This is a genomic window from Pseudomonas sp. NY15435 (assembly GCF_048068295.1).
In the GTDB taxonomy this organism is placed as follows: Bacteria; Pseudomonadota; Gammaproteobacteria; order Pseudomonadales; family Pseudomonadaceae; genus Pseudomonas.
The window spans coordinates 55777-77908 of record NZ_JBLUQA010000002.1 but is presented as its reverse complement, the minus strand read 5'-3'; the positions used below and the strand labels follow the sequence as shown (position 1 = coordinate 77908).

Annotated in this window: 24 protein-coding genes; 16 read left to right on the top strand and 8 right to left on the bottom strand. The window is 64.0% G+C overall.

Annotation, left to right across the window (positions count from 1 at the left end; translation table 11 throughout):
- Positions 1-113 precede the first annotated feature (113 nt).
- Both ACNFH5_RS04445 and ACNFH5_RS04440 read right to left on the bottom strand, forming a co-directional pair.
- Positions 114-614 carry a L,D-transpeptidase family protein gene (locus ACNFH5_RS04445; RefSeq protein WP_416744512.1) on the bottom strand — a complete coding sequence of 167 codons (501 nt, stop codon included), beginning with the start codon at positions 612-614 and terminating at the stop codon, positions 114-116.
- 53 nt (positions 615-667) lie between these two features.
- Positions 668-1219, bottom strand: a complete 552-nt coding sequence (locus tag ACNFH5_RS04440) for an NUDIX hydrolase (protein ID WP_416744510.1) — start codon at positions 1217-1219, stop codon at positions 668-670.
- A 135-nt stretch (positions 1220-1354) separates the two neighbouring features.
- Here ACNFH5_RS04440 and ACNFH5_RS04435 point away from each other — a divergent pair, with 135 nt between their 5' ends.
- Genes ACNFH5_RS04435 through ACNFH5_RS04415 form a run of 5 tightly spaced genes read left to right on the top strand, consistent with a single transcriptional unit; the run spans position 1355 to position 4658 of the window.
- Positions 1355-1951, top strand: coding sequence for a CoA pyrophosphatase (locus tag ACNFH5_RS04435; protein ID WP_017522246.1), 597 nt, complete (start codon positions 1355-1357; stop codon positions 1949-1951).
- 40 nt (positions 1952-1991) lie between these two features.
- On the top strand, positions 1992-2519 hold the full coding sequence (locus tag ACNFH5_RS04430; protein ID WP_416744508.1) for a gamma carbonic anhydrase family protein: 528 nt from the start codon (positions 1992-1994) through the stop codon (positions 2517-2519).
- Positions 2512-2700, top strand: coding sequence for a DUF1289 domain-containing protein (locus ACNFH5_RS04425; protein WP_416744506.1), 189 nt, complete (start codon positions 2512-2514; stop codon positions 2698-2700). The genes ACNFH5_RS04430 and ACNFH5_RS04425 overlap by 8 nt, the downstream gene beginning before the upstream one ends.
- Before the next feature lie 51 nt (positions 2701-2751).
- Positions 2752-3933, top strand: a complete 1182-nt coding sequence (gene purT, locus ACNFH5_RS04420; RefSeq protein ID WP_416744504.1) for a formate-dependent phosphoribosylglycinamide formyltransferase — start codon at positions 2752-2754, stop codon at positions 3931-3933.
- Positions 3930-4658: an SGNH/GDSL hydrolase family protein gene (locus ACNFH5_RS04415; RefSeq protein WP_416744503.1), complete on the top strand. Its 729-nt coding sequence runs from the start codon at positions 3930-3932 to the stop codon at positions 4656-4658. The genes purT and ACNFH5_RS04415 overlap by 4 nt, the downstream gene beginning before the upstream one ends.
- Before the next feature lie 99 nt (positions 4659-4757).
- Here the strand turns inward: ACNFH5_RS04415 and ACNFH5_RS04410 are convergent, their stop codons facing one another.
- The 3 genes from ACNFH5_RS04410 to ACNFH5_RS04400 form a co-directional block, all read right to left on the bottom strand.
- Positions 4758-6071, bottom strand: coding sequence for an MFS transporter (locus ACNFH5_RS04410; RefSeq protein WP_416744501.1), 1314 nt, complete (start codon positions 6069-6071; stop codon positions 4758-4760).
- Between the two features lie 285 nt (positions 6072-6356).
- Positions 6357-7649 (bottom strand): HlyC/CorC family transporter, encoded by a 1293-nt coding sequence (locus ACNFH5_RS04405; RefSeq protein ID WP_416744499.1) that lies wholly within the window; start codon positions 7647-7649, stop codon positions 6357-6359.
- Between the two features lie 42 nt (positions 7650-7691).
- Positions 7692-8492 carry a cytochrome C assembly family protein gene (locus ACNFH5_RS04400; protein ID WP_416744497.1) on the bottom strand — a complete coding sequence of 267 codons (801 nt, stop codon included), beginning with the start codon at positions 8490-8492 and terminating at the stop codon, positions 7692-7694.
- 221 nt (positions 8493-8713) lie between these two features.
- Between ACNFH5_RS04400 and ffh the strand changes: the two genes are divergently transcribed.
- The 6 genes from ffh to ACNFH5_RS04370 all read left to right on the top strand — a co-directional run bounded on the left by ffh (position 8714) and on the right by ACNFH5_RS04370 (position 12758).
- The gene (gene ffh / locus ACNFH5_RS04395; protein WP_138215401.1) at positions 8714-10087 is read left to right on the top strand and encodes a signal recognition particle protein; all 1374 of its coding nucleotides are present in this window, start codon (positions 8714-8716) and stop codon (positions 10085-10087) included.
- Between the two features lie 144 nt (positions 10088-10231).
- Complete coding sequence (gene rpsP / locus ACNFH5_RS04390) at positions 10232-10480, top strand: 30S ribosomal protein S16 (RefSeq protein ID WP_192291507.1); 249 nt, start codon at positions 10232-10234, stop codon at positions 10478-10480.
- 5 nt (positions 10481-10485) lie between these two features.
- Positions 10486-11022: a ribosome maturation factor RimM gene (gene rimM, locus ACNFH5_RS04385; RefSeq protein ID WP_169937128.1), complete on the top strand. Its 537-nt coding sequence runs from the start codon at positions 10486-10488 to the stop codon at positions 11020-11022.
- A gap of 26 nt (positions 11023-11048) precedes the next feature.
- Positions 11049-11792, top strand: coding sequence for a tRNA (guanosine(37)-N1)-methyltransferase TrmD (gene trmD / locus ACNFH5_RS04380; protein ID WP_024766884.1), 744 nt, complete (start codon positions 11049-11051; stop codon positions 11790-11792).
- A 43-nt stretch (positions 11793-11835) separates the two neighbouring features.
- Positions 11836-12186: a 50S ribosomal protein L19 gene (rplS, locus tag ACNFH5_RS04375; protein ID WP_017522234.1), complete on the top strand. Its 351-nt coding sequence runs from the start codon at positions 11836-11838 to the stop codon at positions 12184-12186.
- Positions 12187-12344: 158 nt separating this feature from the next.
- Complete coding sequence (locus ACNFH5_RS04370; RefSeq protein ID WP_416744493.1) at positions 12345-12758, top strand: acyl-CoA thioesterase; 414 nt, start codon at positions 12345-12347, stop codon at positions 12756-12758.
- A gap of 138 nt (positions 12759-12896) precedes the next feature.
- On the opposite strand, the gene ACNFH5_RS04365 is transcribed toward ACNFH5_RS04370, so the two are convergent.
- Positions 12897-13574, bottom strand: a complete 678-nt coding sequence (locus ACNFH5_RS04365) for a hypothetical protein (RefSeq protein ID WP_416744491.1) — start codon at positions 13572-13574, stop codon at positions 12897-12899.
- Positions 13575-13672: 98 nt separating this feature from the next.
- Positions 13673-15517 (bottom strand): cation:proton antiporter, encoded by a 1845-nt coding sequence (locus ACNFH5_RS04360; protein ID WP_416744489.1) that lies wholly within the window; start codon positions 15515-15517, stop codon positions 13673-13675.
- An 88-nt stretch (positions 15518-15605) separates the two neighbouring features.
- On the opposite strand from ACNFH5_RS04360, the gene xerD reads away from it, so the two are divergent.
- The 5 genes from xerD to ACNFH5_RS04335 all read left to right on the top strand — a co-directional run bounded on the left by xerD (position 15606) and on the right by ACNFH5_RS04335 (position 20871).
- Positions 15606-16502, top strand: coding sequence for a site-specific tyrosine recombinase XerD (gene xerD / locus ACNFH5_RS04355; RefSeq protein ID WP_416744487.1), 897 nt, complete (start codon positions 15606-15608; stop codon positions 16500-16502).
- A gap of 247 nt (positions 16503-16749) precedes the next feature.
- Positions 16750-17478, top strand: a complete 729-nt coding sequence (locus ACNFH5_RS04350; RefSeq protein WP_416744485.1) for a DsbC family protein — start codon at positions 16750-16752, stop codon at positions 17476-17478.
- Between the two features lie 174 nt (positions 17479-17652).
- Positions 17653-18957 (top strand): homoserine dehydrogenase, encoded by a 1305-nt coding sequence (locus ACNFH5_RS04345; protein WP_296285349.1) that lies wholly within the window; start codon positions 17653-17655, stop codon positions 18955-18957.
- Positions 18958-19008: 51 nt separating this feature from the next.
- Positions 19009-20418: a threonine synthase gene (thrC, locus tag ACNFH5_RS04340; protein ID WP_413350657.1), complete on the top strand. Its 1410-nt coding sequence runs from the start codon at positions 19009-19011 to the stop codon at positions 20416-20418.
- A gap of 171 nt (positions 20419-20589) precedes the next feature.
- On the top strand, positions 20590-20871 hold the full coding sequence (locus ACNFH5_RS04335; protein ID WP_045210456.1) for a DUF3509 domain-containing protein: 282 nt from the start codon (positions 20590-20592) through the stop codon (positions 20869-20871).
- 557 nt (positions 20872-21428) lie between these two features.
- Here ACNFH5_RS04335 and ACNFH5_RS04330 read toward each other — a convergent pair.
- Positions 21429-22130, bottom strand: coding sequence for an ABC transporter ATP-binding protein (locus ACNFH5_RS04330; protein WP_045210454.1), 702 nt, complete (start codon positions 22128-22130; stop codon positions 21429-21431).
- Positions 22131-22132 lie beyond the last annotated feature (2 nt).

Genomic DNA, 22132 nt, shown 5'->3' with positions numbered 1-22132 from the left:
CGACGGTGAAAGGCTTGCGGAGGTTGGAGTTGTGCCCGGCGCGCAACGAAAAACGCCGCCAGGGCAGGGCCGTGGCGGCGTTTCAGACGGACACTGGTATCAGTGTGGTCGCGTCAGGGGCGGATCTCGATCAGCGTGCCGTCCTTGACCAGGCTCCAGACCTCGCGCATGTCGGCGTTGGTCATGGCGATGCAGCCGTTGGTCCAGTCCAGGGTCGAGAAGTACCATTCGGGGTAGTCGTCATCCATCGGCGTGCCGTGGATCATGATCATGCCGCCGGGCGACAGGCTCTTCTCCCGTGCCTTGGCCACGTCGCGGGCGTTGGGGTAGGAGATATGAATGGAGAGGTTGTACTTGTCGCTGGTCTTGCGCCAGTCGATCCAGTAGAAGCCTTCTGGCGTGCGATTGTCGCCCTCGGCCAGCTTCGGGCCCTGCGGGCGTTTGCCCAGGGACACGCGGTAGCTCTTGAGAACCTTGCCGTTGCTCATGAGGTGCAGTTTGCGCTCGGACTTGAGCACGAGAATCTTGTCGATGTGACCGTCGAGCGTGGGCGTCGCGTTGGCATGCGAGAACGCTGCGAAGGTCAGACAAAGTACGGCAATCAACCAGCGCATCGAGTGGTGTTCCCCGGTAGTTCCTAAAGCCTTAGAGGCGGTAAATGAGTCTATTAGTTCTTTTTCTGTACAAGCATTGGGAGAATCCCTTCGTTGCGTATCGGGTATTTCTGAAGCACTCGATCCGCTAGGAAATATTCTAAGGTACGACCCACAGTGGGGAAAGCCAGCTCACCCCACGGAATGTCGGATTCTTCGAAGAGTTGCACTTCCAGGCTTTCTTCGCCGGCGGAGAAGTCCAGATCGGCGAGTTCCGCGCGGAAGAAGATATAAACCTGGCTGATATGCGGCAGATCAAAGACCGTATAAAGCTGCAGGCCGTGAACGCGGGCATTGGCCTCCTCCAGGGTCTCGCGAGCGGCGGCTTGTTCCAGGGTTTCGCCGTTCTCCATGAAGCCCGCCGGCAGTGTCCAGAAACCCTGGCGCGGTTGAATGGCGCGGCGACAGAGGAGAATGCGCCCCTCCCAGACCGGCAGGCAGCCGGCGACGATGCGCGGGTTCTGGTAATGCACCGTCTGGCACTGGTCGCAGACGAAGCGCGGGCGGTTGTCGCCGCTGGGGACGCGCAGGCTGACGTTGGCGCCGCACTGGCTGCAGAATTTCATGCCGCTTCCTTGTTATTCAATGGAACAATCTTGCGCGTTGCGCGGGGCGCCCAGCAAGGGGCGGGGGTTGGGCAGGGGCGTCTTTCGTGCCATGATCCTTCAATTAGAAGAATCGGCCCCCGCAGGATGTTCGGCATGCTGGACCAGCTGCGCCAACGCATACAGACGCACACGCCAAGCGACCTTGAAACGGACCACAGCTTCCCGGAAGCGGCGGTCCTGCTCCCCATCACTCCCCAGGAAGAGCTCGTGCTCACCCTGCGCGCGACCGGGCTTTCGACCCACAGCGGCGAAGTTGCCTTCCCTGGTGGGCGGCGCGACCCGGAGGACGTGGACCTGATCCACACCGCCCTGCGCGAGGCCCAGGAAGAGATCGCCCTGCCGCCGGGCCTGGTGGAAGTAGTCGGGCCCCTGAGCACCCTGGTGTCCCGGCACGGCATCCTGGTCAAGCCATTCGTCGGTTTCGTCCCCGATTTCGTGGAGTACCGCCCCAATGACGGCGAGATCGACGCCGTGTTCAAGGTGCCGCTGGAGTTCTTCCGTGGCGACCCGCGGGAAACCACCCACCGAATCGATTATTTCGGCCGCAGCTGGTACGTCCCGAGCTACCTGTTCGAGGGCTACAAGATCTGGGGCCTGTCCGCGATCATGCTGGTCGAGTTGCTGAACCTGCTGTATGACGCCCGTATCGACCTGCACCAGCCGCCGTCGAAGTTCATCAAGTTGAGCTGAGACCCGAGAAGCGAGAGCGGCCCCCGCCTGAGGAGAAACCATGAAGTACCGCCTGGGCTCGTCCCGAGTCGAAACCCATCCGGAGAGCTGGATTGCCCCCAACGCCACGGTGGTCGGCAAGGTGCGCCTCGACGCCGGCGCCAGCGTGTGGTTCAACGCCGTACTGCGCGGCGACAACGAGCTGATCCACATCGGCGAGCACAGCAACGTGCAGGACGGCACCGTCATGCACACCGACATGGGCTTCCCGCTGACCCTGGGCAAGGGCGTGACCATCGGCCACAACGCCATGCTGCATGGCTGCCAGGTGGGCGACTACAGCCTCGTCGGCATCAACGCGGTGATCCTCAACGGCGCGAAGATCGGCAAGTACTGCATCATCGGCGCCAACGCGTTGATCCCCGAGGGCAAGGAAATCCCTGACGGCTCTCTGGTCATGGGCTCCCCCGGCAAAGTGGTACGCGAGCTGACCGAGCCGCAGAAGAAGATGCTCGAAGCCAGCGCCGCCCATTACGTCCATAACGCCCAGCGTTACGCCCGCGATCTGGTCGAGCAGGAAGATGACTGAAGAACGTCCCGTCGCCTCGCCCTGCGTGCATGTCTGCGCGCTGGACGATGCCGACATCTGCCTGGGCTGCCAGCGCAGCGCCGCCGAAATCACCCGTTGGGGCCTGATGGACAACGCCGAGCGCCGCGCGGTGCTCCAGCGTTGCGAGCAGCGCGCCCGTGAGCAGGGCGTGCTGGCCTAGCGCATCACGAGCTACCCCGTTTCGAACTTTCCCTTCCCGAGGTTTCCCGCAATGCCCCGTATTGGAACTCCCCTGTCGCCGAGCGCGACCCGCGTACTGCTCTGTGGCTCCGGCGAGCTGGGCAAGGAAGTGGCGATCGAGCTGCAGCGCCTGGGCTGCGAAGTCATCGCCGTGGACCGCTACGCGAACGCGCCGGCCATGCAGGTTGCGCATCGCAGCCACGTGATCAGCATGCTCGATGGCGTCGCCCTGCGCGCAGTGATTGAGCAGGAGAAACCGCACTACATCGTGCCGGAGATCGAAGCCATTGCCACTGCGACTCTGGTCGAGTTGGAGAGCGAAGGCTACACCGTCATCCCCACCGCCCGTGCTGCTCAGCTGACCATGAACCGCGAGGGCATCCGCCGCCTCGCCGCCGAAGAGCTGGGCCTGCCGACCTCGCCCTACCACTTCGCCGACACCTACGAGGACTACGCCGCTGGCGTTGCCGCCGTGGGCTACCCCTGCGTGGTGAAGCCGATCATGAGTTCTTCCGGCAAGGGCCAGAGCGTGCTCAAGTCCGACGCCGACCTGAAGACCGCCTGGGATTACGCCCAGGAAGGCGGCCGCGCCGGCAAGGGCCGGGTTATTGTCGAAGGCTTCATTGACTTCGACTACGAGATCACCCTGCTCACCGTGCGCCACATTGGCGGCACCACTTTCTGCGCACCCATCGGCCACCGCCAGGTGAAGGGCGACTACCACGAATCCTGGCAGCCCCAGGCCATGAGCCCGAAGGCGCTGGCCGAGTCCGAGCGTGTTGCCAGGGCGGTCACCGAGGCTCTGGGCGGTCGCGGCCTGTTCGGCGTGGAGTTGTTCGTCAAAGGTGACGAGGTGTGGTTCAGCGAGGTTTCGCCACGCCCGCACGATACCGGCCTGGTGACCCTGATTTCCCAGGATCTCTCCGAGTTCGCCCTGCATGCCCGCGCGATCCTGGGCTTGCCGATTCCGGTGATCCGTCAGTTGGGCGACTCCGCCTCGGCGGTGATCCTGGTGGAAGGCAAGTCGCAGCAGGTCTCCTTCGGCAATCTCGGTGCCGCCCTGAGCGAGCCGGACACGGCGCTGCGTCTGTTTGGCAAGCCGGAGGTGGACGGCCAGCGCCGCATGGGCGTGGCCCTCGCGCGCGACGGGTCGATCGACGCCGCCCGCGCCAAGGCCACCCGTTCGGCCCAGGCGGTCAAAGTCGAGCTGTGAGCCGCTGGGCAGGGCTGATGTGGTGGGCTGCTGCATTGCCGCTGCTGCCGCTGGCTCTGCCCATGGCCGTGCGTACCAAGCGCACGGCCTTGCGCCTGGCTCCCGCCGCAGGCGCCTGCGAAGGCGTTGCGGGGGCAGAGTTTCCTGGTGAACTCTTTCGTCTTCTCCTGCTGGGTGAATCCACGGTCGCGGGAGTTGGCGCGTCCTGCCTGGACTTTGCGCTGGCCGGCCGGCTGGCGCTGGCGCTATCGATCCGCCTGGAGCGCCCCGTTGCCTGGCGCGCGATCGGGGAGAACGGCATTACCGCTGCAGAGGCCTGCGAGCGCCTGCTACCGGTGGCGACTGATCAGGAGTACGAGCTGGTGGCGCTGGTCTTCGGCGTCAACGACACCACGCATTTCAGCACCGGCCAGCGTTGGCTGGGGGCTCTTGAGCATCTGATCGCGCATTTCCGTGGTCGCGGCGCACGGGTCGTCTGCACGGCCGTGCCGCCATTGCAGCATTTCACGGCCCTACCCTGGTTGTTGCGCCGGCTGCTCGGCTGGCGCGCAGCGCTGCTGGATCGCCAGCTCAGCCATCTGGCGCTGGCGCAGGGGGCGGGGTATTGCGGCGTCAGCCTGGAGATGCAGCCGCAGTTCCTCGCCATCGATGGCTATCACCCGTCGGCACTGGGTTATCAGGTCTGGGGCGAACACCTGGCCGACTGGCTGGTTACCCAGCGCTGACCCTCTTTTGTAGGAGCGAGCTTGCTCGCGAACCCGCATCACGCTGGGGCTGACGGTGCAATGCGTTCGCGAGCAAGCTCGCTCCTACAAGAATTGGTGTCAGCGAATGGCGTTCAGGTCATCGTGACGAGTTTCGCGCAGGCACAGCACCGCCAGCAGGCTGAGTGCCGCCGCAACCGATACGTAACCGCCCACCCAGCTCAGGCCGCCCATGCCCACCAGCTTCTGCGCGATGTACGGCGCCACCGAGGCGCCAAGGATGCCGCCTAGGTTGTAGGCCGCCGACGCGCCGGTGTAGCGCACATGGGTGGGGAAGAGTTCCGGCAGCAGCGCGCCCATGGGGGCGAAGGTCACGCCCATGAGGAACAGTTCCAGCGACAGGAACACCGCCACTTCCACCGACGAGCCCTGGCTGAGCAGCGGCTCCATGGCGAAGCCCGAGGCGATGGCAGCGATGGTGCCGACGATCAGCACCGGCTTGCGCCCGAAGCGGTCACTCAGCCAGGCCGAAACCGGCGTGGCGGCGGCCATGAAGAGCACCGCGATGCATAGCAGGCCAAGGAAGTCTTCGCGGCTGTAGCCCAGGGTGCTGACGCCGTAGCTCAACGAAAACACCGTGGAGATATAGAAGAGGGCGTAGCACACCACCATTGCCAGGGCGCCCAGCAGGGTCGGCCTCCAGTGTTTCGAGAACAGCTCGGCGATCGGCAGGCTGGAACGCTCGTGGCGCTCCATGGCCTTGGCGAACACCGGGGTTTCCACCAGTTTGAGGCGGACGTAGAGGCCGACGATGACCAGCACCGCGCTGAGCACGAACGGGATGCGCCAGCCCCAGGCGCGGAACTGTTCTTCGCTGAGCAGCATCGCGAGGCAGAGGAACAGACCGTTGGCGGCGAGGAAGCCGATCGACGGGCCCATTTGCGGGAACATGCCGAACCAGGCGCGGCGGCTCTTGGGTGCGTTCTCCGTGGCCAGCAGCGCCGCACCGCCCCATTCGCCACCCAGCCCAAGGCCCTGGCCGAAGCGCAGCACGCAGAGCAGGATCGGCGCCCAGGCACCAATGCTGTCGTAGCCCGGCAACAGGCCGATCAGGGTGGTGGAAATGCCCATCAGTAGCAGCGAGGCCACCAGGGTCGACTTACGCCCGATGCGGTCGCCGAAGTGGCCGAACAGCGCCGAGCCCAGCGGGCGGGCGAGGAAGGCGATGCCGAAGGTGATGAAGGCGCTGAGCGCCTGGGCGGTGCCGGAGGTCTGCGGGAAGAACACCGGGCCGATCACCAGCGCAGCGGCGGTGGCGTAGACATAGAAATCGTAGAACTCGATGGCGGTGCCGATGAAACTGGCCACCGCGACGCGGGTGGTGGAGTTGGTCTGTTCGGCCGGTGGTGCGGCTTCGAGGGTGGCGCTGGTCATGCGGGTCGGTCCCTGGCAGTCCTGCTCGGCGACGAATCTGCGGTCGTGTCCGGCATCATGAAGAAGCATCGCCGTAGCGCGAAAAGGAAGCGCGGCCCGTGTCGGGGCAGGGTGGGCGCGGCTCGCGGTGGGTCAGGGCGGGGCCGGCTGCTTCGCAAGGCAACGACGCGGGGTCGAGGCTCGGCGGGGCGTGCGATTGACTGGCCGGCGCAGCGTCGCGGGTAACGACGGGCGCAGGCGGGAGGCTGGGTAAGCCGCCTGGATTATAGGGGCGGGCGGGGCGGCTCAGGCAAGCTCGTCGGCGTAAGGCTCTCTTGGCGGAGCGCCAGGCAGCCACGCGCGCACACTTTTCACCCGGTTTTCGCCCGACTGGAGGATTTCCAGGCGGTAGCGGCCGATCTTCAGGCACACCGCGCAGTCGGGAATCTGCTCCAGTGCTTCGGTAACCAGGCCGTTGAGGGTCTTGGGCCCGTCACTGGGCAGTTGCCAGCCCAGCGCGCGGTTGACGTCCCGCAGGTTGGCCGAGCCGTCGATGACATAGGTGCCGTCGGCCTGGGGGTGGATGTCCGGGTTGCGCAGGGTGTTCTGGTTGCTGAACTCGCCGACGATCTCTTCGAGGATGTCTTCCAGGGTGATGATGCCGATCACCTCGCCGTACTCGTCGACGACGATACCGATGCGGCGCTTCTGCTTCTGGAAGTTCACCAGCTGGGTCGACAGTGGCGTGCTCTCGGGCACGAAGTAGGGTTCCAGGCAGGCGGCCTTGAGGCTGTCCTTGGTCAGCTGGTTATGGGTCAGCAGACGGGCAATCTGGCGCATGTGCACCACGCCCTCGACCTGGTTGATGTCGTTGCGGAACACCGGCAGGCGGGTGTGGGTGGTGTTGCGCAACTGGCCGATGATGGTTTCCAGTTCGTCGTCCAGGTCGATGCCCTGAACCTCGTTGCGCGGCACCATCAGGTCGTTCACCGTGATCTTTTCCAGGTCGAGGATGCTCAGCAGCATGTCCTGGCGGTTATTGGTGAGCTTCTCGCTGGAGTCGGTAACCACGCTGCGCAACTCGTCGTTGCTCAGTGGCTTGCTGCCGCGCTGGGTCGGGTCGAGACCGCCCATGCGCAGCAGGGCGTTACTAATGCCGGTCATCAGCCAGAGCAGTGGGCTGAACAACTTCTGCATCCACAGCAGTGGCAGGCTGGCGGGGAAGGCCACGCGTTCGGGGCGCAGGGCGGCGTAGGTCTTGGGCGTGATTTCGCCGAAGATCAGCAGGATCAGCGTCAGCGCCACGGTGGCGATGGCAACGCCGGCTTCGCCCCACAGGCGCAGTGCCAGCAGGGTCGCCAGGGATGAGGCGACGATGTTGACGAAGTTGTTGCCGATCAGGATGGTGCCGAGCAGGCGGTCGGTGCGCAGCAGCAGCCAACTGGTGCGCCGCGCCCCGCGGTTGCCCTGCTTGGACAGATGGCGCAGGCGGTAGCGGTCGAGGCTGAGCATGCCGGTCTCGACGCTGGAGAAGAATGCCGAGCAGAGGATCAGGAAGACCAGCAGGCCGATCAGGTAGCCGGGGTGGATCTCTTCCATGCGCGCAGGTCCTTCAGCGGCGCCCGAGCGCCACCGTTAGCGTCAGATGTGCAGGATGAATTCCTTGACCAGCTTGCTGCCGAAGTAGGCCAGCATCAGCAGGCAGAAACCCGCGAGGGTCCAGCGGATTGCCTTGTGGCCGCGCCAGCCGAGCTGGTGGCGGCCCCACAGGAGGACGCCGAAGACGATCCAGGCGAAGCAGGAGAGGATGGTCTTGTGCGCCAGGTGCTGGGCGAACAGGTTGTCGACGAACAGCCAGCCGGAGATCAGCGACAGCGAGAGCAGCGACCAGCCGCCCCAGAGGAAGCCGAACAGCAGGCTTTCCATGGTCTGCAGCGGCGGGAAGTTGCGGATCAGGCCCGACGGGTGCTTGTGCTTGAGCTGATGGTCCTGCACCAGCAGGAGCAGCGCCTGGACCACCGCGATGGTGAGCAGGCCGTACGCCAGGATCGACAGCAGGATGTGGGCGAGGATGCCGGGCTGCTCGTTGATCGGCTCGATGGTGCCGTGGGGCATCAGCGCGGCCAGCAGGGTGGTCAGCGCACCGAGCGGATAAAGGAAGATCAGCAGGTTGTGCACCGGGATGCGCAGGCACGCCAGCAGAGTCAGGGCGGTGACCGCGGCGGAAATCAGGCTGGCGGCATTGAAGAAGTCCAGCGTCAGACCCGCGGGCGTGAGCAGCTCCTGGCTCAGGGCGTAGGCCTGGCAGAGCAGGGCGACCAGGCCCAGCAGGAGGAGCAGCGGTTTCTGCGGCGGGGTGCGGCGGGCCAGGCTTGCGCCCTGGTAGGCGGTGGTGCCGATATAAAGGACGGCGGCGATCAGGCTGGGCAGCAGAGGTTGCATAAGTCCTTGGAACAGTCCTTCGACGGGGGACCCGAAAGGTGGTGAGTTTGGCACAGATCGCACGCGCCTAGAAAGCGGCTGAGAACAGTTCGCTTCTGGCCTGCGAAGCAGTCGGTCACATCGGGATCATCGGCGGTGTTGGCGTTGGCCGCACTTGGTTATAATCGCCCGCTTGCTGACAAGCCAAACCCTGGCCCGTCCGGGCCTGATTAGGAACGCGCATGTTCGAAAACCTTACAGATCGCCTCTCGCAAACGCTGCGCCACGTCACCGGCAAGGCCAAGCTGACCGAGGACAACATCAAGGACACGCTCCGCGAAGTGCGGATGGCCCTGCTGGAAGCCGACGTGGCCCTGCCGGTGGTCAAGGACTTCGTCGCCAAGATCAAGGATCGCGCGGTCGGCACCGAAGTTTCCAAGAGCCTGACCCCGGGTCAGGCCTTCGTGAAGATCGTCCAGGCCGAACTGGTCGAGCTGATGGGCGCGGCCAACGAGGACCTCGACCTCAACGCAGCCCCGCCGGCTGTCATCCTGATGGCCGGCCTGCAGGGCGCGGGCAAGACCACCACCGCCGGCAAGCTGGCGCGCTTCCTTAAAGAGCGCAAGAAAAAGTCCGTGCTGCTGGTATCTGCCGACGTCTACCGCCCGGCAGCGATCAAGCAGCTGGAAACCCTGGCCAACGACCTGGACGTGACGTTCTTCCCGTCCGACACCAGCCAGAAGCCGGTCGCCATCGCCGAAGCGGCGATCCGCGAGGCCAAGCTGAAGTTCATCGACGTCGTAATCGTCGACACCGCCGGCCGTCTGCACATCGACGCCGACATGATGGACGAGATCAAACAGGTCCACGCGGCGATCAAGCCGGTGGAAACCCTGTTCGTGGTCGACGCCATGACCGGCCAGGACGCCGCCAACACCGCCAAGGCCTTCAATGACGCGCTGCCGCTGACCGGCGTGGTGCTGACCAAGGTCGACGGCGACGCACGTGGCGGTGCTGCGCTGTCCGTGCGCGCCATCACCGGCAAGCCGATCAAGTTCCTCGGCATGGGCGAGAAGAGCGAAGCGCTCGATCCCTTCCACCCCGACCGCGTGGCCTCGCGCATTCTCGGCATGGGGGACGTGCTCAGCCTGATCGAGCAGGCCGAGCAGAGCATGGACCGCGAGAAGGCCGAGAAGCTCGCGAAGAAGATCAAGAAGGGCAAGGGTTTCGACCTGGAAGACTTCCGCGATCAGCTGCAACAGATGAAGAACATGGGCGGCCTGGGCAGCCTCATGGACAAGCTGCCGATGCTGGGCGGCGTCAACCTGTCGCAGATGGGCAACGCGCAGAACGCGGCGGAGAAGCAGTTCAAGCAGATGGAGGCGATCATCAACTCCATGACCCCCGCCGAGCGCCGCGATCCGGAAGTGATCAGTGGTTCGCGCAAGCGCCGCATCGCCATGGGTTCGGGTACCCAGGTGCAGGACGTTGGTCGCCTCATCAAGCAGCACAAGCAGATGCAGAAGATGATGAAGAAGGTCACCGCCAAGGGCGGCATGGCCAAGATGATGCGCGGCATGGGGAGCATGTTCCCCGGCGGCATGCCCAAGATGTAAGCCCGGACGGCTCGCCGCCCGGCGGGCAGGACGCGCTGCGGCTTGCGGCGCGGGGCTTTAGCTCATAGAATATGCGGCCTTTCGGGCTATGTGCCCGAGGGCTGCATTTATTTTTTGCAAGCAAACCATAGGAACAACGTACGCATGGTAACCATTCGTCTGGCTCGTGGCGGCTCCAAGAAGCGCCCGTTCTATCACCTGACCGTGACCAACAGCCGCAACGCTCGTGACGGCCGTTTCGTCGAGCGCGTCGGCTTCTTCAACCCTGTCGCCACTGGCGCCGAAGTCAAGTTCTCGGTCAACCAGGAGCGTCTGAACTACTGGCTGAGCCAAGGCGCTCAACCGTCTGAGCGTGTTGCTCAGCTGATCAAGGAAGCCGCCAAGGCTGCCTGAGATCGATGAACACGAATCCTGCTCCCGCCGAGGAGATGGTTGTTCTCGGCAAGATCGTATCGGTGCACGGTATTCGTGGTGAGGTGAAGGTGTATTCCTTTACTGATCCGTTGGACAACCTGCTGGACTATCGCCGCTGGACGCTCAAGCGTGGCAACGAAGTTCGACAGGCTGAACTGGTCCAAGGTCGCGTGCAGGGCAATGTCCTGGTCGCGAAGCTGAAGGGACTGGATGATCGCGAGATCGCCCGCACCTTCGCTGAATTCGAAATCCTGGTCCCGCGCAGCGAGCTGCCGGTGCTGGACGATGGCGAGTTCTACTGGAGCCAGTTGGAAGGTCTCAAGGTGATCGACCAGAACGGGCAACTGTTCGGGATTCTCGACCACATGCTGGAGACTGGCGCCAACGATGTGATGGTAGTCAAGCCCTGCGCAGGCAGCCTGGACGACCGTGAACGCCTGCTCCCGTATACGGATCAGTGCGTGCAAGCGGTGGACCTGGAAGCCGGCGAGATGCGGGTGGACTGGGACGCGGACTTCTAAGCCATGTGGATGAGAGCCCTCAGCCGATGTGGATAGGAGTCATCAGCATCTTTCCGGAGATGTTTCGCGCCATCAGCGACTATGGCATCACGAGTCGCGCGGTCAAGCAGGAGCTGATTCAGCTTCAGTGCTTCAACCCGCGAAGCAACACCGAGGACCGTCACCAGACGGTGGACGACCGGCCTTTCGGCGGTGGTCCCGGCATGGTGATGAAAATCAAGCCGCTCGAAGGCGCCCTGGGCGATGCCCGGCAAGCCGCAGGCGGACCGGTGAAGGTGATCTACCTTTCGCCGCAAGGTCGCAAGCTCACGCAGGCGGCTGTGAAAGAACTGGCGAACGAGGAACGACTGATCCTGATCGCCGGGCGTTACGAAGGCATCGACGAGCGCTTCATTGAAGAGCATGTCGATGAGGAATGGTCAGTTGGCGATTATGTCCTGTCCGGGGGTGAGCTTCCGGCCATGGTGCTGATTGACGCGGTCACGCGGTTGTTGCCCGGTGCATTGGGCCACGTGGACTCCGCCGAGGAGGACTCCTTCACGGATGGCCTGCTCGACTGTCCGCACTACACCCGACCTGAGGTGTACGCAGACAAACGTGTTCCTGAGGTGCTGCTCAGCGGCAACCACGAACACATCCGGCGCTGGCGTTTGCAGCAGTCCTTAGGCAGGACCTGGGAACGACGTGCCGATCTTCTGGATTGCCGCTCGCTTTCTGGAGAAGAGAAAAAGCTGCTGGAGGAATACATCCGCCAGCGGAACGATAGTTAACGTATCGATGGCGAGCGCCGAGCGCTTGTCTTAGGAGCACGAAATGACCAACAAGATCATTCAGCAGATCGAAGCTGAACAGATGAGCAAAGAGATTCCGGCGTTCGCCCCCGGCGACACCGTAATCGTCCAGGTTAAAGTGAAGGAAGGCGACCGTCAGCGTCTGCAGGCCTTCGAAGGCGTCGTGATCGGCAAGCGTAACCGCGGCCTGAACAGCGCTTTCACCGTTCGCAAGATCTCCAACGGCGTAGGCGTTGAGCGTACCTTCCAGACCTACAGCCCGCTGGTTGACAGCATCTCCGTCAAGCGTCGCGGCGACGTGCGCAAGGCCAAGCTGTACTACCTCCGCGAACTGTCCGGCAAGGCAGCTCGTATCAAGGAAAAACTGGCCTAATTCGCCGGTTGTTCCCGAAAAAAGCAGCCCACGGGCTGCTTTTTTCTTGCCTGGCGTTTTGACCTTTGGTCCGGCGCCTTCATCTGCCCCGGCAGCGCATTAGAAGTACAACACCCGCAGCACCGGCAGCCACACTCTTTGCACCAGGTAGCAGTGGCATGAGCCCCAGAGAGCAAGAAGTCCTCCGTCGCACGGAGCTGTCCGAAACCCGCGTGACCAAGGCGATTTTCCCGCCCACCACCAACCACCACAACACCCTGTTCGGCGGCACAGCGCTGGCCTGGATGGACGAAGTGTCGTTCATCGCCGCGACGCGCTTCTGTCGTCTGCCGCTGGTGACGGTGTCCACCGACCGAATCGACTTCAAGCACCCGATTCCCGCCGGCTCCATCGTCGAGCTGATCGGTCGCGTGGTGAAAGTCGGCAATACCAGCCTCAAGGTCGAGGTGGAAGTGTTCGTCGAGAGCATGGCAGCCGATGGCCGTGAGAAGGCCATCCACGGTCTGTTCAGCTTCGTCGCCATCGACGACGAGAAGCGCCCGGTGCCGGTCCTGCCCGGATTCGAGGCCTGAAATGCAAGAAGGCGCCCAAGGGCGCCTTCTTTCGTTTGAATTGTAGGAGCGAGCTTGCTCGCGAACAGTTTTGCCGGTCACATCGGTGTTGGGCGGTTCGCGAGCAAGCTCGCTCCTACAGATATCCATCCATCGATTTTAGTGGCGCAGGCTGATTTTCAGCGAGGCCTGGGACAGGTCGATGTTCTGCAGGCTCAGACTGCCCATGCTCTGGGTCTTCGGCGCGCCGGCGACGCGGATGTTGTCGAAGCGCACCTCGCCGATGGAGCTGGGCAGGCGCACGTTGATCGAGCCGTCCGGGTTCAGTGACGAGGAGGCATGCTGGGTGTCGTATTGCACGTCACGCAGTGAGGTCTCGGCATCCAGGCTGTCGACCACCGGCATCACCAGCCGAGACAGTTGCTTGATGGCACCGACGCCATCGCCACTTTCGGCACTGACCAGCAGGCTCTGCAGGGTATCGTCGAAGCCCTGGGCGCTGACATCGCTCATCTCGCGGTCGCTCAGTGGCTTCAGCCCCTTGGGCGCTTCGTGGCGGGTGATGCTGGTGGGGGCCTGGCGCTGTACATCGGCGCTGGCCAGTTGGAACGGGCTGAGCAGGGCGGCGACCAGCGTCGCGGCGAGGCGCAGGTTGTTCTGCTTCTTCAGCGCGCGGCCGAGCTGACGCTCGCTGATCCAGCCTTGCTGGATGAGGGTTTCACCCAGGCGCAGTCCGTTGGTGAGCTGGAGCTGGATGGCCTTATCCAGCTGTTGGGAGGTGATCAGACCCTTGCTGACAAGGATCTGACCGAGACGGGAGTTCTGTTGACTGGGCATGGCGTGAGCTTCGTGGGGCGCTATGATGGCGTGGTGCAATCATCGTCCTTCAGAAATTTCCTGTCACCAGCCTAAAGATAGGCAGACACAGCCGATCGTCAGGTTGTTTCGGCCCGCCCCGTTTCGTTTGCCCCCGCAGGGTTTCCGCTCGCTTCCTCGATCAGCGAAATCACCGTCCAGCCAGTGTCTGGTGCCAGCGGGCGCTCCGGGCTGGCAATGTGCAGTCGGCCATTCGGGTCCTTGGCGAACAGCAGCAGCGCGCGCTTATCGTGCTGGGCCTGGTAATCCTCCCAGCCGAAATTCTCGCTGAGCAAGGTCGAACGAATCTCCGCTCCGCGTGCGATCAGGCCGGCGATCTGTGGGTAGGTGATCGCCGATTGTCCCAGCGGGCGGCCGCGGTGGCGATCGCTGACGCGGTGCTTCTCGCTGCGTCGGCTGTCCTGGCTGCTGGGCAGGATGAAGCGCTGGCGCGGGTTGAACTCGTGGCGGAAGCTCATGCACATCAGTGCATTCAGTTCAGCGTTGGGCGACAGGGCCAGCAGGTGCCCCAGGCCGATCAGGTCCAGGTGCGCCTCGGCGTGCTGCGAGGCCGGGTTGCCGAAGTAGGTGGGCAGGTTGTCCATGCGCGCCGCGCGGGTGTTCTCCCAGCTCGAGTCGGTGAGCAGCACCTTCACCCCTGCGTGCTGCAGGCCGGCGCCAATGGCGCGGGCCACTGGGTTCGCACCGATGATCAGGAAGCCGGTGGGTACCGGCTCGGCGACTTTCAGCAGGCGAGCCAGGGGGCGTGCGGTGGCGCTCTGCAGGATCACCGTGCCGATGATCACCAGGAAGGTCAGCGGCACCAGCACGCCAGCCTGGGCGTGGCCTGCTTCCTGCAGACGAATGGCGAAGATTGCCGAGACTGCTGCGGCGACGATGCCGCGCGGGGCGATCCAGCTCAGTAGCGCTCGCTCGCGCCAGTTCAGCGACGAGCCGGCAGTCGCAATCACCACGTTCAAGGGGCGGGCGACGAACTGGATCAGCGCCAGCTCCAGCAGCGCGATCGGCCCCAGCCCCAGCAGAGCCGGTAGATCCAGCCGGGCGGCCAGCAGCACGAACAGACCGGAAATCAGCAGGACGCTGAGGTTCTCCTTGAAGTGCAGGATGTGCCTCACGTCGACGCCTTTCATGTTGGCCAGGCGCAGGCCCATTACTGTCACCGCCAGCAGCCCCGATTCGGACATCACCGAATTGGACAGGACGAAGACGCCCAGCACCACGGAGAGCGATGCGAGGTTGTGCAGGTAATCCGGCAGCCAGTGGCGGCGCAGCGCCACGCCCAGGGCCTGTCCGCCAATCAGCCCGGCGACGATGCCGGTGCCGATAACGCTGATGAAGGTCAGCAGGCTGTCCACCCAGCCTGAGCCGATGTCGCTGGCGGCGATGAAGGTGTACACCACCACGGCGAGGATGGCGCCGATGGGGTCGATGACGATGCCTTCCCAGCGCAGGATGTTGGCGATGGTCGCGTTGGGGCGAACCACACGCAGCATCGGCACTATCACCGTGGGGCCGGTGACTAGCGTCAGGGTGCCGAACAGCAGCGCCATTTCCCAGGTGAAGTCCAGCAGGTAGTGCGTAGCCAGGGCGATCACGCCCCAGGTGATCAGTGCGCCGATGGTGACCATCCGCCGGACCACGGTGCCGATTTCCTTCCATTCGTCCAGGTGCAGCGTGAGGCTGCCTTCGAACAGCACCAGCGCCACCGCCAGTGACACCAGGGGAAACAGCAGCGGGCCGAACAGTGCCTCGGGTGTCAGTACGTGGAGGATAGGCCCCATCAGGATGCCGCTCAGCAGCAGGAACAGGATCGCCGGCAGGCGCAGGCGCCAGGCCAGCCACTGGCTGGCTAGGGAGGCGGCGCCAATGCCGGCAAGAGCGTAATAGGTGCTGTGTTCATCCATGGAGCGGCGAAGTCCTTCGACAGAGTGGAGAGGGGAGTGGCGGATATGAAAGACTATCTCCGCCACATTGTCCTTTGCCATGGCCCCCATGACCCCGGTTCCACATTTTCTAATCGATCGCTTCCTCGATGCCCTCTGGCTGGAAAAAGGCCTGTCCGACAACACTCGCAGTGCCTATGGCAGCGATCTCGCGCTGTTCAACGGATGGCTGGGCGAGCGCGGCGTCGCGCTGGAGTCCGCAGGGCGCGACGTGATTCTCGACCACCTGGCCTGGCGCCTGGGCGAGGGCTACAAGGCTCGCTCGACGGCGCGCTTCCTCTCTGGGGTGCGTGGTTTTTACCGCTACTGCCTGCGCGAGGGACTGATTGCCGAAGACCCGACGCTGCTGGTGGATTTGCCTCAATTGGGTAAGCCGCTGCCCAAATCCCTCTCAGAAGCGGACGTTGAGGCCTTGTTGGCGGCGCCGGAGACCGACGATCCGCTGGGGTTGCGCGACCGCACCATGCTGGAGGTCCTCTATGCCTGCGGACTGCGCGTGAGCGAGCTGGTCGGGCTGACCCTGGAGCAGGTGAACCTGCGCCAGGGCGTGGTGCGCGTGCTCGGCAAGGGCAGCAAGGAGCGCCTGGTGCCGCTGGGCGAGGAGGCGATCCGCTGGATCGAACGCTACGTGCGCGAGGCGCGCGGTGACCTGTTGGCTGGCCGACCCAGCGACGTGCTGTTCCCCAGCCTGCGTGGCGAGCAGATGACCCGCCAGACCTTCTGGCACCGCATCAAACTGCACGCGAAGGTGGCCGGCATTGGCAAGAGCCTGTCGCCGCACACCCTGCGCCATGCCTTTGCCACCCATCTGCTCAACCACGGCGCCGATCTGCGCGTGGTACAGATGCTGCTGGGGCATAGCGATCTCTCTACCACGCAGATCTACACGCATATCGCCCGTGCGCGGCTGCAGGACCTGCATGCGCAGCATCACCCCCGCGGGTGAGCTTCGCTGCGCCGCTAGACATCCTTCGAATTGTGCGGCTCACGCCAGTGTTCAGCGTGATCTTTAGGCGCGAGCTTGCTCGCGAACCGGCCAGGGCGACGAGGCATCAAGCGATTCGCGAGCAAGCTCGCTCCTACAGAAAAGCCACGGAAGCAGGAAAATACCTGGAAGCTTCCCGCTACAGCCTTTGGCTCGGTCTTGCCGCCCCGGTGTGGTAGTCTTCGCCGACCGACATCAGGAGTTTTCCATGCGTTTGTCTCGACTTCTGGCTGCCGCGGCCCTTGGCCTCGTCAGCACCCTTGCCCTGGCCGCCGAGCCGGACCAGGCAATCCGCACCACCCTGCAGTCCCTGCAGCCTGACCTGCCCATCGAGAACATCTCCAAGGGTCCCCTGGAAGGCATCTACCAGGTGCAGCTCAAGGGCGGTCGCATCCTTTATGCCAGCGCCGATGGCCAGTTCGTCGTACAGGGCAATATCTACCAGGTGAAGGACGGCAAGCCGACCAACCTGACCGAGAAGGCCGAGAGCGCCGGCGTGGCCAAGACCATCAACGCCATTCCCGCCAAGGACATGGTGGTGTTCCCCGCCAAGGGCGAGACCAAGGCGCACATCACCGTCTTCACCGACACCACCTGTCCGTATTGCCAGAAGATGCACGCCGAGGTGCCGGAGCTGCAGAAGCGCGGCATCGAAGTACGCTACCTGGCCTTCCCGCGCCAGGGCCCGAACTCGCCGGGTGACCAGCAGCTGCAGGCTGTATGGTGCTCCAAGGACCGCCAGGCCGCGATGACCGACATGTTCCATGAGAAGGAAGTGAAGGCCGCCAAGTGCGAAAACCCGGTGGATGCACAGTTCGCCCTGGGCCAGATGGTCGGCGTGCAAGGCACCCCGGCAGTGATCCTCGCCGACGGCACCATGCTGCCGGGATACCAGCCGGCCGGCCAGATCGCCAAGCTGGCCCTGGAAGCCAAGTAAGCCGCGGCTTGCGCTCTGATTGACTAATACGGAACCGCTTCGTAATGTTCGGTTCCTTTTGACTAGGGAACAGGCACCTGGCCTGTTCTGACTTGGTGCCTGCTGCCGTGCCCGCCTCGTTGCGGGCATCGGCGCGTCAGGTGCCCCGATGCTGTAATCATGGGGAGTTTCAGCGTGAATCCGGTGAAAGTGGGAATCTGTGGGTTGGGGACCGTCGGTGGCGGTACCTTCAATGTACTCAAACGCAACGCCGAGGAGATTGCCCGCCGTGCCGGGCGTGGTATCGAGGTTGCGCAGATTGCCGCCCGTCGCCCCAATCCGAAGTGTGAAACCGGCAGTACCCCCATTACTGCCGACATCTTCGACGTGGCGAACAACCCGGAAATCGACGTCGTCATCGAACTGATCGGTGGTTACACCCTGGCCCACGAACTGGTGCTCAAGGCCATCGAGAATGGCAAGCACGTGGTCACCGCCAACAAGGCGCTGATCGCCGTGCACGGCAACGAAATCTTCGCCAAGGCCCGCGAGAAGGGCGTCATCGTTGCCTTCGAAGCCGCCGTGGCTGGTGGCATCCCGGTGATCAAGGCGATCCGCGAGGGGCTGGCCGCCAACCGCATCAACTGGCTGGCCGGCATCATCAACGGCACCGGCAACTTCATCCTCACCGAAATGCGTGAGAAGGGCCGCGCCTTCGCCGACGTGCTGAAGGAAGCCCAGGCGCTGGGCTACGCCGAAGCAGATCCGACCTTCGACGTCGAAGGCATCGATGCTGCGCACAAGCTGACCATCCTGGCGTCCATCGCCTTCGGCATCCCGCTGCAATTCGACAAGGCCTACACCGAAGGCATCACCCAGCTGACCACCGCCGACGTGAACTACGCCGAGGCGCTGGGTTACCGCATCAAGCACCTGGGCGTCGCCCGCCGTACCGACAAGGGTATCGAGCTGCGCGTTCACCCGACCCTGATCCCGGCCGACCGCCTGATCGCCAACGTGAACGGCGTGATGAATGCGGTCATGGTCAACGGCGATGCCGCCGGCTCCACGCTGTTCTATGGCGCGGGCGCTGGCATGGAGCCCACCGCTTCCTCGGTGGTCGCCGACCTGGTGGACGTGGTTCGCGCCATGACCGCCGACCCGGAGAACCGCGTGCCGCACCTGGCCTTCCAGCCGGACTCGCTCTCCGACCACCCGATCCTGCCGATCGACGCCTGTGAAAGCGCCTACTACCTGCGCATCCAGGCCAAGGACCATCCGGGCGTACTGGCCCAGGTGGCGACCATCCTCTCCGAGCGCGGCATCAACATCGAATCGATCATGCAGATGGAAGTCGAAGAGCATGACGGTCTGGTGCCGATGATCCTGGTTACCCACCGCGTGCTCGAATCCCGCATCATCGAAGCCATCGCCGCGCTGGAAGCGCTGGATGACGTCGTCGGCAATGTCGTACGCATCCGCGTCGAACAACTGAACTGAATCGACTGCGGCGGCGCCTGCGCGCTGCCGCCAACCCGAAGGTTTCAAACCATGCGTTACATCAGTACCCGCGGCCAGGCGCCCGCGCTGAACTTCGAAGACGTGCTGCTGGCTGGCCTGGCCAGCGACGGCGGCCTCTACGTGCCGGAAAACCTGCCGCGCTTCACCGTCGAGGAGATCGCCTCCTGGGCCGGCCTGCCGTACCACGAGCTGGCCTTCCGCGTGATGCGCCCGTTCGTTGCCGGCAGCATCGCCGACGCCGATTTCAAGAAGATCCTCGAAGAGACCTACGGTGTCTTCGCTCACAACGCCGTGGCGCCGCTGCGCCAGCTCAATGGCAATGAGTGGGTGCTCGAGCTGTTCCACGGCCCGACCCTGGCCTTCAAGGACTTCGCCCTGCAACTGCTCGGCCGCCTGCTCGACCACGTGCTGACCAAGCGCGGCGAGCGCGTGGTGATCATGGGCGCCACCTCCGGCGACACCGGCTCGGCCGCCATCGAAGGCTGCAAGGCCTGCGAGAACGTCGACATCTTCATCATGCACCCGCACAACCGTGTGTCCGAGGTGCAGCGCCGGCAGATGACCACCATCCTGGGCGAAAACATCCACAACATCGCCATCGAAGGCAACTTCGACGACTGCCAGGAAATGGTCAAGGCCAGCTTTGCTGACCAGGGCTTCCTCAAAGGCACTCGTCTGGTGGCGGTTAACTCGATCAACTGGGCGCGGATCATGGCCCAGATCGTCTACTACTTCCACGCTGCCCTGCAGCTCGGCGCACCGGCCCGGTCCGTGGCCTTCTCGGTGCCCACCGGTAACTTCGGCGACATCTTCGCCGGCTACCTGGCGCGCAACATGGGCCTGCCGGTCAGCCAGCTGATCGTCGCGACCAACCGCAACGACATCCTGCATCGCTTCATGTCCGGCAACCGCTACGACAAGGACACCCTGCACGCGTCGCTGTCGCCGTCCATGGACATCATGGTCTCGTCCAACTTCGAGCGCCTGCTGTTCGACCTGCACGGCCGCAACGGCAAGGCCGTCGCCGAGCTGATGGACAACTTCAAGGCCACCGGCAAGCTGGCCGTGGAAGATGACCGCTGGACCGAAGCGCGCCGCCTGTTCGATTCCCTGGCGGTAAGCGACGAGGAAACCTGCGAAACCATCGCCCAGGTCTTCGCCGAGTCCGGCGAACTGCTGGACCCGCACACCGCCATCGGCGTACGCGCCGCTCGCGAGTGCCGTCGCAGCCTGGCGGTGCCCATGGTCACCCTGGGCACCGCGCATCCGGTCAAGTTCCCGGAAGCGGTGGAGAAGGCCGGCATCGAGGCTGTTCCGGCACTGCCGGCGCACCTGACCGACCTGTTCCAGCGCGAAGAGCGTTGCACCGTTCTGCCGAACGAACTGGCCAAGGTCCAGGCCTTCGTCAGCGCCCATGGCAACCGCGGCAAGCCGCTCTAAAACGCGGCTCGCTGTTTGGAAAAGCCCGCCAACCGGCGGGCTTTTTCATGCCCGCATGAATGGGCCGTGAAACATGCCGTCATGACCAACGGTACTGAAACTCACGAACTTTATCGCCGAACGTGCGGTCTTCTTCCTGTGTTTTTTCATTTCGCAACAAGGAGATACGACATGGACCGGCTAAGCGCCCTGCTGACCGAGACCTTCGCTCCCTACGCTCCCTCCCTGGGCCCGGCACGCCCCGACGGCGGCCGAATTCTGACCCTCACCAACGATGAAGGAGACGTGGTACTGCGGCGAGTCATCGAGGGCCAGCATCTGGCCGACCATGACCAGAGTGCAGAAGCGGTGCAGACCATTCGCCGCGACCTGCTGATCTCCGAAGGTCGAATGGAGGACGACGTGGTCTCCCAATTGCGTCAGCGAGCACAGGTGCTGAGCTACGGCACCTGAGCGCGAGTAAACGAAAACGCCGCCCACTGGGCGGCGTTTTGGTTTCTGCATTTCAGAGCTTGCCCAGGTATTTGAGTCGGGAACGGATGGCGCCGCCGGAGCGCCCGTGCTCGCGGGTAATGGCTGCCAATGTCTCGCCAGCCTCGAAGCGCTCCAGCAAGGCATCTCTTCTGCTTGCTGCCAGGGGCTGCCGCCCTGTTGCGGCAATATGCGCGGCTTGGTCGGCAGGACCTCAATCGCGCGGATGGCGTGGAACAGGGCGCGGATCAGTTCCGGTGCGTGGCAGGGATTCGGTGTGCTAGTCGGCATTCATGGCGGCTCTCCTGGTTTGGTCTGTAGATGCTTGGCGCGCGCTATGTGCCGGGTCTGTCGGGAGAGAATGGAGGCACGGCGGAGTAGGGCAGGGAAAATGTAGGAGCGAGCTTGCTCGCGAATGGATTTCCATTCGGCGCCGTTGTTGGGGGTGGTTCGCGAGCAAGCTCGCTCCTACAGGACCCATCCAGGCAGGCAGCCATAAAAAACGGCCCCGAAGGGCCGTTTTTCATCGCGCGAAAGGATCAGCCGCCGAGGTACGCGTCGCGCACCTTGGGGTTCACCAGCAGGTTGGCGCCGGTGTCCTGCATGACGATGCGACCGTTCTCCAGCACATAGCCGCGGTCGGCGAGCTTCAGCGCCTGGTTGGCGTTCTGCTCGACGAGGAAGACGGTCACGCCTTCCTGGCGCAGCTGTTCGACGATGTCGAAAATCTGCTGGATGATGATCGGCGCCAGGCCCAGCGACGGCTCGTCGAGCAGCAGCAGCTTGGGCTTGCTCATCAGCGCACGGCCGATGGCGAGCATCTGCTGTTCGCCGCCGGACATGGTGCCGCCGCGCTGGTTGAAGCGCTCCTTCAGGCGTGGGAAGAGCCCCAGGACCTTGTCCATCTGCTCCTGGTAGTCACCCTTGCTGGTGAAGAAGCCACCCATGGCGAGGTTCTCCTCCACGGTCAGGCGGGCGAACACGCGACGGCCTTCCGGCACGACGGCGATGCTCTTGCGCATGATCACCGAGGATTCCTTGCCGACCAGCTCTTCGCCCATATAGGTGATGCTGCCGGAGGAGGCGCGCGGGGAGCCGCACAGGGTCATCAGCAGGGTCGACTTGCCGGCGCCGTTGGCGCCGATCAGGGTGACGATCTCACCCTGCTGGACTTCCATGCTGACGTCGTGCAGCGCCTGGATCTTGCCGTAGAAGGTGGAAACCTTGTCGAACTTCAGCATGA